We start from the raw sequence: 16,526 nt of genomic DNA, 5'->3' as shown, positions 1-16,526 counted from the left end.
AAAAAGATCATTTTCCCCTCCGATGCCTGTGGGGAAAACGATCCTAAAGAGATTTATTCCAACACCGTTTCCAATAGCAAAACCCAATCGTTGCCTCTTCCGCTGGTAGGTGGCTGGAAGACCTGTATTCGGGAGTTGGGGAACCTTCCAGCTTCTATAAACTGGCCATTTCGCGGATCATACCATGCAGCTCTCACCTGATCACCCGCAATTTTTCCCATTACAACGCTTGCCGCCACCCCATTGGGACTGTATATCATCACGAAATCCCTTCCTCTGGTTGCCGCCATGTAGTTGGCGCCGGAATGGTTGCTTTCGAGAAGGCTTTGATCTGGCACTCGATCGAGGTCGGGGTAAGCTTCCATCAATGACCGCAGATGCTGCATTTGTGCTGCACCCGGTCGCGATAACGCATCACGCCAATGCATAAGGTAATGATCACCAGGCTTTAATGTCATGGACCAAATACTGTGATGTCCGTACGTGTGTCCGAAAGCGCCTGAAAATACCGCATAGTAGGCAGCTGTTCGAACATCGGAAGCATCAAAATAACCGTTTTCCGGTCGAAAGCCGATGGGTATATCCTCATAACAAGGCTCTGCATCTAGCGTCGGTTTTGTAGGTGTCTTATGATAATCCTCCGTCACCATTCTATGGCTACTGGTAAGACGCTCGCCGTGTCCCGACTGAATCATGTTAAAATCAAGCCAGGTTTCATGATGCAGCTGGTGTGAGGACGACTGACATCCTGCCGGGTGATATGTCATTAAGTGTCGACCTTGATCTCCCTCCCTCAGGCCTTGCGCCATGGCACGTATGATCGCAAAATGATCAAACGTTACCAAGGGGCGATCCCCACCCAGCACCCATATAACGTTCGGCCGATCCTTATACCGTTCCCCGACCCAACGCCCATAAATTGCTGCGTTCTGTTCATTGAAGATCTCCGGTCCCGTTCCATGCTTAAGATGAAACTTATCCCCCCAAGTCGGCAGTAAAGCAACATATAAACCCAGTGACGCAGCGCGATCAATCACATAATCCACGTGATGCCAATAATGGTTCGTTCCGTCTGTATCTGGTAACCCCGGGTCATAAAAACCACCCGCGTTCTGTTTAAGCGGCAACTTTCCGTAAGCATTGCCTGTACACAAGCCATTCGACTCGGCCAATATGACAGTTTGGATAACATTAAATTTCAAGTCCGCGCGATGCAATAAATACTCATCCACTTCTTCGCGATTCAGCTTGTGAATCAGTTCCCAAGCGGTATCTCCCAGCCAGAAGAAGGACGCCCCGTCTTCATAAGACAAAAATCGTTGATTCTCGCTAATCCTTAGTGTTTTCATTGTCGTGGATTGCCCCCTAAACGTTCTAATAAAGTTACCCAACAATTCCTGTACGCTCCACACTTTCTACAAAATAGCGCTGCACAAATAAATACAGAATGATCAACGGCATAATAGAGAGCATCAGCCCGGTATCCACCAGCATCGAAGCATAGAATGGATCAATGCTGGTGGCGGTCTCCAAGCTTGCTCCGGGTACGCTGAACAATAGATAGTTATTCACGTTGGCCGGCAGAGCAACAAGCTCATTGGATAATACCTTCACGCCGCTCAAGAAATTCCCCGTAAAGAAGGTGTCATTCCACTGCCATACGAAGGAAAACAGGGAAACGGTTATAATCGAAGGTATCGCACTCGGTATGATAATGTGGGTGAATGTCTTCAACATGCCCGCCCCATCCACGAATGCCGCTTCTTCCAGGTCCTTGGGCATATTCAGGAAAAATTGCCTGAATATATAGATATATAGGCCGGACTTTAACGCATTCCCAGTCAGTGCCGTCAGGATGAACGGCCAGTAAGTATTCAGTAGATTCAGTCCATCTCTCCCCGTTATCCACTGGTATGATCCGAAGAAATCAAAATTTTGAAAAGTTAAATATAGCGGCACCATAATCGTTTGCGGCGGAACCAGAATGGTAGCTATAACTCCTGCAAATAACAGCTTCGCCCACTTGGACTGCCATTTGGCAAATCCATATCCGGCTAGTGCGCAGGATACTAACTGGAGAATCATCATCACCGTCGATAAGGTGAATGTATTTAACAACGTCGGCCAGTAATTCATAATCTCATATACGATTTTGATATTGCTAAAGGTGAAGTTTTCAGGAATCCACACGACCACAGGATTATAAATATCGGCTTTATCCTTGATCATGGTCACAATTTTAACCAGAATCGGGTAAAGCACTACAAAGACCAATCCAATGAGAAGTATCGCCCTGATCACTACCCAAACTGCGGTTTTCAGCTTCGTCCATGTCGCCGGTGTCATATCTTTTTGCCCCCTTTAGTTATTATAAAATACTCTTTTAGAGACGAGCGCCATGCTGACGGCAAGAATGACAGCGACCATCAAGAAGTATATCCAGGACATCGCCGAGCTGATCCCAAAATCAATATTGCTGAATGCGATATTATGAATTAAGGTTGTCACTTTGTTATCAATAAAGGAGTCGATAATGGAATAGACAACAATGATGGGTATCAACGAGCTGACCATGGGAAACGTAATCTTCCAGAATGTCTCATAACCCGTAGCGCCTTCCATCTTCGAAGCTTCATACAATGATGACGGAATGGATTGAAGGCCTGCCAGGAATATAAGGATCTGCACGCCTGATTTGCTGATGATGGAATAGATGCGATCTACCGCGCCAGTCAGATATTCCACGAAAGTGGGGGGAAATCCGCTTTCGAGCATCATGTTCTCCAAATTCAAACTCTGAAGGAGCTGCATACTGCCTGCATTTTTGCTCCCCGCCATTAGCTCAGACATGAAGCTAGCATCCTCAATGCTTGTCATGACCCCGGAAGCAAGGATAACGGGCAGGAAAAAGACGGCACGGGCGGCTGCTCTGCCGCGGAACTTCTGATTCAAGATGGTGGCAAGAAATAAACTGAAAACGATGATTAACGGCACATTGATGATCATGTCAATTGAAGCCTCTGTGAGCAATCGATTAAAGTCTTGATGCACACCGAGGGCAAAGGTATAGTTTTTAAACCCTATGCCGTTTAATTCATAGCCGCTGCTCGTCATGTTCAACTCGCTAAAGCTAAACCGCAATGAGGTGAACAGCGGGGTCGCAAAGAAGAATAAGAACCCCAGAAACCATGGCGTGATAAATAACATCGCCATAATCCTCTTCTTCTTCTCAAAGCTAAGCGGTCCTGTACGTTTCAAGCCCCCTCACCTCCAACATAATAATCCCGGGCTTTAATCGTAATCCCCTCTATGGTCACGTCATACGGGTTGTAGTTCACCATGACTACTTTGCCGCCGTCATATTCGGTTCTGCGTACATCATGCGCAAGGATCTCATGCGATACAATTCTGCTGTCCGATACATCTCTTAACACCTCATTGACTTCCAGGTAAGCTGCGGCAGCCTCCTCAATCCATGTCTTATAATGAACAGAATTGAGGTGGTTATATGAAGTATCTTTCACGAGCGAGTTTTTTTGATAGATCCAAGTAAAATATACATTCGAGCCGTACTCCAGACATTGCAGTACATATTCGCGAAGTTCCACCTCTTGAGCCAAGTTGTAAGGCATTCCTGCGTAATCTACGTATCCATGGAGTACAATCTGATAAAAGGGGACCGATTCATCCGTGATATGAAACCCGCTGTCTGACATCGGTGCTTGGACAATGTGTCGCGCATAGGGGAACAAGTAGGCATTCCCTCCACTCACCATGAGCTCGGCTTCCGGCAGCCGAGTATGAATCTCGCTTGTCTGTTCCGCAAAGATCGTCTCCGTTTGCGTACGATCGATAAATTGCCCTCTGCGAAAGTTCGAATACAGCTTGTCGCCCAGTCCCCCCAGACTTATACCCTTCAATTCATATGGGCTGTAGCTTTGCAGCAATCGGTTCATCATGCCGGGTAAGAGCTGGGGGGCAAGCATATATTGCGGGTCCCCTTCCCGATCGTAATCCCCTGTGGCAGGATCATAAGGATATAACCCGGCAACATTCCGGTTTAAATGTCGGACGGCAGCCTTGGTCGGAGTATAGGTTAGCGAATGAAACGGATAAAGCGCTGTCATTGAAACATGCGGGTATAAGGCCACTCCGTTTTCCTGGCTGAAGTCATTTAATTCTCTTAATCCACGTTTGCCTCCAAGCACCTTCTCGGGAGACACTTGTGTAGGAACGGTATGATTCACCCCGCCATTAAACCATCCGGTATACTGCACTTTGATATTGTCCAATGATCGCTCCTGCAATTGTTTGATCACGGATTGAGCCTGCTCAAATGTCGTTAGGGCTTGCATCGACTCATACGGTATGCCAAGAAAATGATTCCGTTTGGGTATCGCTCCGATCAGTTGCAAATAGAAGGGCAAATCAGCCTCCGGTTCACGCTTGATCAGCATATTCCGTTCCACTAGATATTCCTGATACGCCAGGGCCATTCCCGTATAATTTGCAGCCTCATCTTCAAGGAACACATAACGGATCACATAATCCGCAGCCGTAGGGCGCTCTTGGTAGGTTGGAATTTCGCGAGACGTCTCTCCCGCCTCTATGCGAATCACCTCTCGGGCAAGCACTTCAAATTCCGCGAATACATGATTATAGGAATTCAGCTGTCCGTTCGTCATTGCCTTCACGGAAGCCACCGAAGCACCATGTTCGATAATCGCTAGAAGCGCCTTATGATTCTTTTGGATTCCGAATACGGGCAAACGGATCGTCTCTGTTACGGATTGCTGGTTTTGATCATACACAGCGGGATCTTCTCCATAGATTCTTTGCTCATATGGAAAAGGAACTGGCTCTTTGTTCATATGAATCAGGCTTCCCGAACCATCAGGCACGAACAAGTAGCCTTGGTCTTTGGGCCCGCCGGCACCGAAGTACTCCAGAACCGAAATATGCCGAATCGGCGTGGCTGCTGAATATTCCACTTCATTTACCGGGACTCTTACTAGAAAATCCGCCCCATCAAGCACATATTCAATTGAAACTTTGAATTTTTCACTATCGTCCGCAGCAAGCGCAATTTGATGCTCCTCATGGTCACGAGCCAGATCCTCTTCCGTATAATGGGCCAGCTCAAACGCTTCAATCGTTCTCCGCAATATCGTTCCTTTAAGCGCATCGTCATAGCGCTCATAGACCTCGGAGTTGTCCCTGATAACATAGGCATGGGTCAAGTGGCGCCTGAAGGAATCGCCTGCTTGTTCCATAATCTTCTCATAACGTTCTTTACTGATTTTCTGCGGCAGCCTATCCAGATTCGATACGGGTTCTCCAAATAGGTAGGTTACCTTCAGTCCGCCATTGATCGGTTCAGCCTTGGCTTGACCATGTGCCACGCTGTCTTCAAACGAAGTCATCCGTACTTGCTGTCTCGACAGATTATCGTAAGTCAGGGATAGGGGCGAATCCATGGCGTATGTAGCTCCCGAATCTTCTGCGCGGCCTGGCGGATTTGAATACCACACTGTTCCCGTCAGATTGTTCCGTACGGCAATTCCCGTATCGGATGCATCATAGTACAGCGACAACAAGCCGTTGGAAGTCACGCCCTCCATCCCCTTAAGTTCAACCTGAGGTTTAGAAAAAACCTGCGCAGTTGCTCCTTCTATATTTACTTCTGTATATGCCGGGACATCCGCAATCTCCGGTTGAAGACCCCAAACGAATATGGCAGCACTACCGAGGAGTAACACAGTTAAGCTAAACATTAATATTTTCTTCATCTGCTGCACTCCCTCAGTTCCGAAATTGTATCTCTTGATAGATGGTAAACACGAATGAGTACATTTGCTGGATCAGGCTAAAAAAAAGTAACCCAAGGAATAAGAGAAAAGCCATTCCTACCAATGTAAGAAAGATGGTAACCAGCGTTTTGGTAACGGTGTATTGATGAACCGTCATGGTACCGACGAAGAGCAAGAAGAGAAACCATACAGCCGCAACCCCGTTGAAGAAATAGTAAAACACACTTTCTTCCTGGGTAATTACATTGCTTAAGATTGTATTAGGTATGAGTATCACTGCAATGGGCAGCAAGGCATAGGCAGTGACCATGCAAATTTCCGAAAAGTTCCCTTCGCCGTCCATCAATGTGGTTAAGGACCAGTTCGCGATACACCACAGAAAATAAGGAAGCAGCACATTACGCATTTGTACTAGACTGTTAAATTCATCAGCATTCAGATTATTGAAGATGTAGCCCCCATACTGATGTTGAATGACGACGCTCATAAAAACTAAAAACACAATAGCGCCCGCGATCCTCAAGTTCCCCATATCATCATATTTGAGATCCCAAAAGCCGGAGAAGGGTCTGACCATAACATGGAATGGGAACAGCAGCAGTTCTTTACGCATGATAGGTCTTCCTCCTCTTTCTTTTGATGGTTCTTTGGATGATGATTCCGGCGATAACGGCGATGGACAGGGACAAGATGCTGCCGAGATGCTCTCTTAGAACATCCTTCCGGTGCCGCTTGAATACCTTGGAATAATTGCCTTTGTCCATGCCAAGCTTGGCATACTCCGTTGCTTCTTTATTCAATCCTTTTCTGAGCAGCGCCTTGCTGATCCCGATATATGCAATTTCATAATTCGCATCGTATTCCACAACCCGGTTCCACAGCTCTGCTGACAACTCATCGTCTCCCTTGAAATGTCCCTTCACAGCTTGATTAATCAACCTACCGATCGGTGTCTCATGAAATACCGTTATATGGTTTAACGCACGGTCAAGCACAAGAATCGAATCCCCTAAATAATCGATGGCCGAAGGCGTTTGAAATGTACCGACCTGCTCTCCCATTTTGCCGAAGATATACAGCAAATTCCCGTCCCAGTCGTATGTGAATATTTTCCCGCGCTTCACATCCAAAGCGCTGTACATCCCGCTGTTTCCGACCGCGATATCCGTAAACAGGGAGGGCCCGCTGTGTTCACCGACAGGAAGGAATTTTAGATCGCCCGACGGGACCCAATACCCTTCTCTGCGCAGCACGTCGATCCCGGTGGGATTCAATCTCTTGATCGGTACCGCCGTATTTGCGTCGGAGTTTGTTGTATAGATAAACCCGTTCTCATCCAGATCCAGATTCGTATATTCTGTCGGGATGAACAGCCGCATCCGGTCACGCTGCGCCTGGGTCGCAATCATCTTCCAGAAGTAGTCTGCCATATTGAAGCGGACCCGGTTCGTGCCGGTAAACCCGGTAAATTTGCCATCCCCATCAAATTCCATGATTCCGTCAAATGTCCCCTGCGCCACGACATATACGCGCTTTGCCTTATCTACAGCCACCTTTAGGGGAAGAAACACAAAGTTATCGATCAAAATTTCCGATTCAGGCGATTCTATGATCTGAACCAGCTTTCCTGCGTCGTCCAAATGAACAACCCGATGGTTCTCCGTATCCGCAACATACATGTCCTTGTTCTCCGTTACATAGATCCCGCTCGGCGCTTGAAACGTATCCGTTCTCCCGGAATGGTCGAATTCGGATACCTCCCGAATGTATTCAAATCGTTCATTCAACACCACAATCCGCGAATTTCCAGTATCCGCAATATAGATTTGCCTGTCCTGAGACACGAATATATCTTTAGGCTGATTGAAACTTCCGGTTCCAGCCGCGGTGCCGCTTATGACACGATCCGGTTTATAGGCGACAGGGGCAGGGATCGTTTCTCCCTTGGAGGAATAATTGTACCCCACGTACGGGGCTTGGGCATATGAGACCGCCCCTGTCGATGTCACCATAGATAGGATCAATAACAGCGCGGCGGATAACCTGACCTTGGGGAAATATCCTTTCACGCTCTCACTCCTTCATTCCTGAGCTGGCCATCGTCTCAATAATGTTGCTCTGGGAAATCACAAAGATGGTGATGGGCACAGACATCATCAGCAAAGCGACAAAAGCACCCGGACCCGCCCGCACAATACCGCCAGCCAGTATTTGACTTAAGGCATAATTCATCGTTTTTAACTCTTCGCTGTAAATAAAATTACCGCCGTCGGTTCCCCATAATACCTGAAACAGCAATATGACAAGCGTCAGCCATGCCGGCTTTACTAAGGGCATCACGATCTGCCAAAAAATACGGTACTCGCTGGCACCGTCGATCTTCGCTGCTTCAAGCAGGGCATCAGGAATTTGTTCCATGAATTGTTTCATCAGATACAGTCCGAGGGAAGCTGCGAGCGCCGGCGCGATAATAGCAATGTAGCTGTCTATCCAGCCTAACCAGGACATAATGACATAGTTAGGAACCGCGGTAACATGCTGTGAGAACATTAGAGACAGGACTACAATGGTGAACAGCACCTTGGACCCTGGAAATCTGTGTTTAGCCAGCGGATAAGCCGCTGCGGAAGCCAGTACGACGTGCCCCACTGTTCCTGCTGCTGTGATAAGCACCGTATTAAACACATAACGTGTGAACGGCACCCAGGAATCGGCCATCAGATGAAATAAATCGAAAAAATTATCCAGCGTGGGGTTGCGCACCAAAAATTTCGGCGGGAACAAGAACAACTCATCCAAAGGTTTGAAGGCATTGTTAATCGTGTATACAAGGGGCAGTGCCATAAAAGCCCCGAACATGCCGAGAAAAATAAAAATGGTAACGTCACCGACCAGCGAGCGGCTCAACCTTTTTTTGGAACTAGCTGCCATTGCGCTCATTTAGGACCTACTCCCCCACTTTCCTAAGAAGTTTCTGAACGATTACATTGGTGCCTACCATGATGACAAACAAAACTGTTGCAATCGCTGATGCATAGCCCATTTCAAACCGAATGGAGCCATAGTCCATTAAATGGGTCACAACGGTATGAGCTGCATAGTTAACACTAGGGAAACCAGCTAATGCAATAGACACCTCAGCAATGGCAAAAGAGGATGAAATCTGGATCACCGCGCCGAACAGAAGTTGTGGACGCATGGATGGCAGGGTAATATACCACAGTTCCTGCCAACGATTGCGGATACCGTCCACCGAGCCCGCTTCGAATAATGTCCGGTCGATCGACTGCAGGCCGGCGATGAAAGCGAGGAAACTTACCCCCAAGCTGAGCCACAGCTGAACGAGCATGACAATCCACAGTACATAACGCTCATCCTGCAGCCATTGAATAGGCTCGAGAATAACACCCAGCTTCATTAAAAACCCGTTCACGTAGCCGTAGCCGTCTCCTGAGAACATAATCAGCCAAATAAAGAAAACGTTACCTGAAATAGACGGAGCATAAAAAATCAAGGTCATTAGGGCACGAAGCTTGGTTGGCAATTCATTAATTAACCACGCAAACAGGAAACAGGCGATATAACTTACGGGGCCCGTAATAAACGCGAACAAAAAGGTATTCTTGATCGCAATCAGAAAGACCTCATCATCGAGAAATAAACGCGTATAGTTGCTCCAGCCGACCCACTTGGGGAATTCAAGCAGGTTAAAACTGGTGAAACTTACCGCCAGCGAGAGCGTTACAGGCAGAACCGTAAACAGAAAGAATAGCAGCATATAAGGTCCCATTAATATATAGGAGTGCCGCATCGCCCACATACGATTCAGCAAGGATGGAGCATCCGGCCTACGGCTGATCCGTCCTTTTGGTTCGACTTCCTGATTCGTCGTTGGTTGCATTGGTAGGCCCTCCTGTTCCTTCACTCAATCCGAATTCCAAACGTTTGATTGCGATTTCATTATTAATAACTGACACGTGATCATAAAGCGCTTCGCGTGGGTTCTCCCCAAGATTGACCACTTTACGGAAGGCATTATCCAGATGCCGTCCGGTAAAGTATCCTCCAGGCACTTCAGGAATGGCCCGGACCCATTGCCATTGTTTCTCCAGATTCCTGTAATCCTTAACCGGCCACGGCAGCTCCTCGAGCGCCTCGATATTCGCAGTCGGATACCTGGCAGCGGCCCCCATAAGGCTCTCCATTTCGCGGCCGAACCTGATTTGCGTATCTTTCTCCGTCCACCATTTCATAAACGCCCAGGAAGCTTCCTTATTCTTGGCCTGTTCCAGCATCATAACCGATGTTCCGCTGCTAGCGACCTCCCGGCGGATTTCTCCATGCTCTCCCGGAGTGCCAGGAACTACGGTAAAGTCCCATAGTCCGCGGATTTCAGGACCAGCCACCGTCAGTAAGTTATACATATTATAGGGGGCAATGCCGATCGGCATTTCGCCAAGACGAAAACGATTCATGAAATCATACTGAAGCGGAAACTTATAGCTGGTGTAAAAATCGGTCCATCGACTAAAGGCTTGCATGGAGTTTTCATGATCCAAGGCGCTTCTTTCGCCTTCCCCCTCGTAGTAGTTTCCGTCTGTTTGGAACAAAAGCATGGAGAACGTCTCATTTGGCGTCATCGTGGCCATCTGTTCCTGAATAGGCAGGCCAAAATTCATATTCCGCTTCTGCAGCTCGGGAATCATGGCGTATACATCATCCCATGTATCCGGTATGTTCAAATTAAGTTCGGCCAGAATATCCTTGCGGTAAAATAACATACTGAACAACTGCTGTTCGGGCAGCGCATAGACACCCCCATTAAACTGAAATGGCTCGAGCGCACTTGGTCGGAACCGCTCGCTAACTTCCTTAAAGTCCGGGAATCGGCTGATATCGTAAGCTGCATTGCGCATCGCATAATTCACCGGATCTGCAATGCCGATTTCCATAGCGACATCCGGTCCCTGTCCGGCCAGAGTAGCCGATAGAAGCGATTTGATATCAACCAGCTTTAAATCCACATGGATGCCCGTCTTTGAAGTAAATCGATCATCGATCATTTCCTTCATTACCTGGGCCTGATCACGTCCAGTTCCAATCCAGACTGTAATGCTTTGCTGGCCTTCTTCACCCGCGTTACCGATTGTGTTGTAATCTTCAATAAAGGAGTACCAGAACGAACCCAACTCATGGCCGATCTTGGCGTGTAGCGGGCGATTCGCAGCGGGCAGCTTCGCATCCTTGGATGCAACGATCATATAATCCATCTGCAGCGGCATTTCACGGATCGTCAGCAGCCAGGTTCCCAGAGAGCCGATATTAATCTTGAATTGATCTAACCGCTGCGCAACCGTATGAGGGTTTTGTGCCATCTCATCCAATTGCCTGGACAGTGTGTAGAGGATTGCGGTCTTATCACTTTTTTCCCCTGTTATATCGCGTAACGTCTCTGCAACGGTATATAAAATATCGCGCTGCTTCTTAAAATCCTCGATCATGCCGGGGATTCTTCGCTCGAGCTGATAATCTCGGTAAGGGTCGGGATTCTCCGAAGTAATCATGAGGATTTTCCGGTAGATGGCATTGAGTTCAAGGACACTGGATTCCGTGGTACGAATTAAAGAGGCTACGTCTCCCAGGTTCACTTCCAGCTTGATGGTATGCAGCCCTTTGGTCAGATGAAACAGGTAGGGCTCCTTTTCGTCACCCAGGGTAATGGTTTGATAGTCCGCATCATAATAAAAAGGGATGCTGTTCACTTCCTGAAACGGCACTTCTCCATCTATATAAAGCTTCCGGTTTGAATACATCCCTCTCACCAAGTTTTGCTTAACCTTGAAAGCGATCTGGTATAAACCATCTTTCGGGATGTCTACCTGCCATTCCATCCATTGACCTGGCATTCGCCAGTTTTGACCCCCGATTACATTCATACGGGTCTTGGAGACGCTGTAGGGTTCCGAGGATGGTGAGGTACGATCAGGAAACGGATACAGCGTCGGGGAAGATTTATACAGAGCATGTTCCCCCTGCACTTTAATCAGCACCTCATCTGCGGGGGAATTGCTCTTCATATCCTCATAGGTGCTCTGGACTTCAGCATAAGTCGGTGCTTCTTCCTCTTGGTAAATCTTGATATAATCAATCACCATCGGTTCGCGCAGCGATACCAAGGTTAGCGTGTTTTCTCCTTTTGGAAAATAAAACAAAAACGGCTTCTCGTATAAGCCATTCGGATCTTTGAAGGATGATTCTTGCCAGGTTGGAAATTCGATCTGGCTTGGACGTAATTCGTTATCCCGGTTATCCCGCTCAAACTCCATTTGTTCGTTCATCCAAACACGATCAAAAATGAAAGATTCCGCTCCCTGAAAAGGCAGCTGGCCGTTGATCCGTAGTTCCCGTTCAATTGCAGAGCTCTTCCCCTCCACGGTATAATAACGAATCCCTATGTTATACAAGCCTTCCTCTTCCACATGAAATGTCCATGTTACCTCCCCGGTCTCTTCTGACATTAACGCCTTCCCGTTCATATCCATAAGATTTGAAACGATTGAAGATCCGTCTGGTGCATGGCTGTAATGTTCGCCCTCAATTTGTATGCTCGTATTAGGCCGCGCGTTACGGCGATGTAAATTCATATAGTTTTGATAGCTGTTTTCTGCAAAGGTCTGCAATCCTTCTAACTCGATCCGCTGACCTGGGTGGCTATCGGCTGTACTATCCCTGAGAAACCACCAACCCACCCCGAGGAGGATTACGAGGAATATAAGAAGACCTCGAAATCTAGATAAGTAACCGAGCATAAGTGCATCCACCCTCTTCACCATTTCGTCATGTCGTTCACGCAAGGTTAGCCGGCAACGAAAGGAAGCGGTTGTTGCCGGCTATTCCATTCCTCAATACCACCAAAACAAGTTACAGAGCATCATCCAGAACCGCCTGCAGCACTTGGCGATGTGTTTCTACAATGGTCGCGGGCGCTAATTTTTCGGTGTAAAGCTCGGTAAGCATTTGGTACACATTCCAGTCCGGGAACAGATCATGATTCATCACCGTATACTGAGGCGATTCCATCATCATTTTTGCAGCCTCAATGTCCTTCTCGTCGGCGAAATATTTTTCCAGCCGATCCTGGCCTTTGTACTCCTCCGTTGGGGTGATATCCCAAATCTTAGACATAATATAAAAAATCTCCTCCGGATTTTGGGTGCCCTTCAGAATGGTCCAGTAGTTCGGCGGATTCGAGACTGATTTGTATCCGTCCCCTTAGGGCCTACCGGAAATTGAACAAACCCCAGGTCTTCGCCCAAATCATTGATGAAGCCCTCCCCTTCCCATTGAAAACCTACATACATTAGGATTTTGCCTTGTGTAAACAAGGTTTTTATTGCGGCTTGATCGTTTGTGATCATGGATTTGCCGGCGAGCTCCTGGGCGAATGTCAATGCCTCAACCGTGCGCGGATCGGACAACATTTCTTTCCCCTTATCCACATCCAATAAGTTTGAGCCGTTGGATACCACCGCGTGTGTCGTCACAGCAAGCTCTGTTCCCGCGAGTCCGTAAGTGTCGCCCTTCGTCACTTTGCCTACAATTTCTTGCAAGGCCTCCCAATTCCAATCGTCTTCCGCCACATATTCATGCAAATCCTTAATGCCGGCGTCTTTCAGCATTTGTTTGTTGTAATAAATTCCGGAAAAGTCCGTGTACGTTTTTTCAAAACCATACAGATGTCCCCCAAACGTACCTACATGATCCTTAATCATCGGATCGATGTAATTTGCGGCCGGTCCGCTAAAATCAATGACCTCATCAAGCGGAGTGATAAGTCCTGAACTCACCATCCCCGGAAACAGTGCTCTTCGTTCCAAACGAACGACATCAGCAAAGGGTTCGCCCGATAAGGCCGAACTTGTGGCCTGCTCTTTCATTGACGCATACGGCGTGGTCACGAACTTGATTGTAAAATTGTGTTTCTTCTGAAGCTCTTCGATATTTGCCTTGATCTCCTGATGCGGCGGTGAATCTCCGAATGCAATGTCCCACCAAGCGGTAACTACAATCTCACGTCCGCCCAGATCGAAATCCATCGTCCACTCGTCTGGATTTTCGGCAACCGCTTCTTCTTGGACAGGCTCCTCTTTAGGTTCTACTGCTACATCGGTGCCCGGTTTGTTTTCCTCAACAATCGGAGCATCCTTTTCCACCGTCTTCGTACTTCCTCCACTGCAGGCAGCCAAGGTAAATACAAACATCGCGATCATCAGCAGTAAGATCCCTTGCTTTGCAATCTTCATAAGCGCTTCCCCCCATAATTGAATTGTTCGTTACTTAGAACTGCATTTGCATGAACTCCCTATCCCTCCCTGCCTCGCTTCTTCTTTCCCTTTACCAGGAAAGCGCTCACAATAAACCGGTAGTAAGTCCTTTCGCTAGAAGGTTGACTAGGTCTCCTGCTCATTCCATGTTAAAAACAAAGCCGATAAGGCAGAATGGTGAAATTTACGGTATAGTTGAACTATTTAGGTTTAGAGTGATTTACGGGTTGAATTTTATTGTGATGGAGTTGAAATTCGTGGACAGGATCACAGGTCCGCTGAGGGTTTCAGTGAAACGATCCAAATACGGAGGCATCCCCTAACAGAAAAAAGGCATCCCGCAGATCTAAGATCTTTTAGGACACCCCTTCAATCACATTTGTATCGGCCCGCCCGGGACCTTACAGCTACATCAACCCTTTACCGCGCCGAGCATAATCCCTTTAACAAAAAATCGCTGCAGAAAAGGATAGACAATCACAATCGGCATGGTAACGAGCATCGTAATCGTCATCTGAACCGATTGGGGCGTCATCACTCTTGCTTGTCCGTTACGCGTCAGTTCCTCACTTGTCATTCCCGCTATACTGTTCGTCTGGCTGAGGAAGTTATAAAGCAAGAGTTGCAGCGTTTGGAGCTTTGGATCTGATACCAAAAAGAAGTTATCAAACCACGTATTCCACTGTCCGACGGCTGCAAATACAGTAATTGTGGCGATAATCGGCATGGACAAGGGAAATACAATGTGCGTGAAAATTTTGAAATAACTCGCGCCATCCATTTTCGCCGACTCCTCCAACGAAGGAGGTAATTGCTCCATAAACGTCTTGATAAGAATAATATAAAAACCGACCAATGCGCTTGGTATAATATAGAGGAGAAAGCTATTTTGCAGTCCATATGTTTTCATTGTTAAATACCAGGGGATAAAACCGGCATTAAAGTACATGGTAATTAATATGAACCGATAAATCAGCTTGCGGAATGGCATCTCCCGCTTGGTAATCAAATAAGCGAAGAAGGCGCTGCACAACACCGTGATCATCGTTCCCAGTATGGTCCGAAGCACGGAGATGATCGCTGCATCGGTAATCCCCTTTAATTGAAAGGCGGCTCTGTAGCTTTCCAATGAGAATCCTGCCGGCCAAAGATACACCCCTTTTTGTGCTTCGAAGGAATCGCTAATCGAGTAGATGAAAATATAATAAAACGGATAGACGGTCAAAATTAACAGCAACATGAGGAATAAATAGTTAACCGTATTAAAAATCAGATCCGATGTACTTTGCTTTCTTATACGCATATATAGTCCCTCCCTAGAATGCAGCACTTCTTAGACAATGCTCTCACCTCTGATTCTCTTAGACAATCCGTTGACCAGAAACAGTAGGATGATACTGATAACAGACTTAAACATCCCCACCGCTGTAGAATACGGAAAGTCATTCATCACCAGGCCAACCCTGTACACATATAAATCTAAGACTTCGATTTTATCCGCCACCATCACATTGTTAAACACGAGGTATTGTTCAAATCCTGCGGATAGTAAATTGCTCACCGCCAGCAGCTGCAGAACGATAAAGGTGGGCATGATGCTGGGTATCGTTATGTGGAAGATAATCCTGAATCTACCTGCGCCATCCACCTTCGCGGCATCATACATTTCGCCGTCAATGCTTACGATGGCGGCCAAATAAATAATCGCGCTCCAGCCTAAGGACTTCCAAAGAAGGATCAAGGTTTGGACAAGCCATACATGCTCGGAATTACCTAATACATTTATCTGCGTGTCCATACCCAAACGTAAAAAAATGGTTTGAATCGCTCCCTCGGAGCTAAACATGCTGAACGCGAGCGAATAAATAATGATCCAGCTAATATAGTGTGGCAGTGTAGACGTGGTCTGAAAAATCCGCTTAAACCGTTCGCTCTTAACCTCGGAGATCATCACGGCAAGCAGCACGGGGATTGGTGCGGTCAGAAGCCCCAGCAAACTCAAGGCCAGTGTATTGGTCAACACTCTGACCATGTTGGGATCGGTTAACATTTCCCGAAAATGCTCAAACCCTACAAATGCGGTTTGGCTCAAAGGGATCCCAGGGCGATAATCAAAAAACGCGTACAACCAGCCAAATAGGGGAACATAATGGAAGGCGAATGCTACGATGATAAAAGGAATCGCCATACACAACAAAATGATACCTTCTTTTCGGATCCGCGGTCGCTCCTTCTTAAGAAGCGGTTGTTGTTCTGATTGATAAGCAGTGTCCACTTTCATTTCTCTCCCTTTGATCAAATGTTTTTCTATATAGCCTCTGCAACCATATCTCAACATTACATGGAAGCTTCTGTATTCTGAATGAACGATCTAATGATTGAATTGAATATT

13 protein-coding genes are annotated in these 16,526 nt (G+C 47.0%); all 13 read right to left on the bottom strand.

The window, feature by feature from the left end; genetic code table 11:
• Window positions 1–53 precede the first annotated feature (53 nt).
• On the bottom strand, window positions 54–1,349 hold the full coding sequence (locus BJP58_RS26115; protein WP_194541207.1) for a glycoside hydrolase family 140 protein: 1,296 nt from the start codon (window positions 1,347–1,349) through the stop codon (window positions 54–56).
• Between the two features lie 34 nt (window positions 1,350–1,383).
• Window positions 1,384–2,346, bottom strand: coding sequence for a carbohydrate ABC transporter permease (locus tag BJP58_RS26110; protein ID WP_194541206.1), 963 nt, complete (start codon window positions 2,344–2,346; stop codon window positions 1,384–1,386).
• Between the two features lie 15 nt (window positions 2,347–2,361).
• Entirely contained in the window at window positions 2,362–3,258 is an 897-nt protein-coding gene (locus tag BJP58_RS26105) for a carbohydrate ABC transporter permease (protein WP_233354771.1), read from the bottom strand.
• The gene (locus BJP58_RS26100) at window positions 3,255–5,789 is read right to left on the bottom strand and encodes a DUF5696 domain-containing protein (RefSeq protein WP_194541205.1); all 2,535 of its coding nucleotides are present in this window, start codon (window positions 5,787–5,789) and stop codon (window positions 3,255–3,257) included. The genes BJP58_RS26105 and BJP58_RS26100 overlap by 4 nt, the downstream gene beginning before the upstream one ends.
• Window positions 5,790–5,802: 13 nt before the next feature.
• The gene (locus tag BJP58_RS26095; RefSeq protein ID WP_194541204.1) at window positions 5,803–6,423 is read right to left on the bottom strand and encodes a YIP1 family protein; all 621 of its coding nucleotides are present in this window, start codon (window positions 6,421–6,423) and stop codon (window positions 5,803–5,805) included.
• Entirely contained in the window at window positions 6,416–7,879 is a 1,464-nt protein-coding gene (locus BJP58_RS26090) for an NHL repeat-containing protein (RefSeq protein WP_194541203.1), read from the bottom strand. The genes BJP58_RS26095 and BJP58_RS26090 overlap by 8 nt, the downstream gene beginning before the upstream one ends.
• Window positions 7,880–7,883: 4 nt before the next feature.
• The gene (locus BJP58_RS26085) at window positions 7,884–8,750 is read right to left on the bottom strand and encodes a carbohydrate ABC transporter permease (protein ID WP_194541202.1); all 867 of its coding nucleotides are present in this window, start codon (window positions 8,748–8,750) and stop codon (window positions 7,884–7,886) included.
• 7 nt (window positions 8,751–8,757) lie between these two features.
• Window positions 8,758–9,630: a carbohydrate ABC transporter permease gene (locus tag BJP58_RS26080; RefSeq protein ID WP_233355162.1), complete on the bottom strand. Its 873-nt coding sequence runs from the start codon at window positions 9,628–9,630 to the stop codon at window positions 8,758–8,760.
• A 28-nt stretch (window positions 9,631–9,658) separates the two neighbouring features.
• Window positions 9,659–12,328: an extracellular solute-binding protein gene (locus BJP58_RS26075; protein ID WP_233354770.1), complete on the bottom strand. Its 2,670-nt coding sequence runs from the start codon at window positions 12,326–12,328 to the stop codon at window positions 9,659–9,661.
• Between the two features lie 403 nt (window positions 12,329–12,731).
• Window positions 12,732–12,995 carry a hypothetical protein gene (locus BJP58_RS26070; RefSeq protein ID WP_194541200.1) on the bottom strand — a complete coding sequence of 88 codons (264 nt, stop codon included), beginning with the start codon at window positions 12,993–12,995 and terminating at the stop codon, window positions 12,732–12,734.
• 35 nt (window positions 12,996–13,030) lie between these two features.
• Entirely contained in the window at window positions 13,031–14,113 is a 1,083-nt protein-coding gene (locus BJP58_RS26065) for an ABC transporter substrate-binding protein (protein ID WP_194541199.1), read from the bottom strand.
• Between the two features lie 433 nt (window positions 14,114–14,546).
• Window positions 14,547–15,437 (bottom strand): carbohydrate ABC transporter permease, encoded by an 891-nt coding sequence (locus tag BJP58_RS26060; RefSeq protein WP_194541198.1) that lies wholly within the window; start codon window positions 15,435–15,437, stop codon window positions 14,547–14,549.
• Window positions 15,438–15,467: 30 nt separating this feature from the next.
• Window positions 15,468–16,322 (bottom strand): ABC transporter permease, encoded by an 855-nt coding sequence (locus tag BJP58_RS26055; RefSeq protein ID WP_194541197.1) that lies wholly within the window; start codon window positions 16,320–16,322, stop codon window positions 15,468–15,470.
• Window positions 16,323–16,526: the final 204 nt, after the last annotated feature.

The organism is Paenibacillus sp. JZ16 (genome assembly GCF_015326965.1).
GTDB lineage: Bacteria > Bacillota > Bacilli > Paenibacillales > Paenibacillaceae > Paenibacillus_AQ.
Note: the sequence above shows the minus strand (reverse complement) of the source record. Positions and strands in the feature narration are given on the sequence as shown.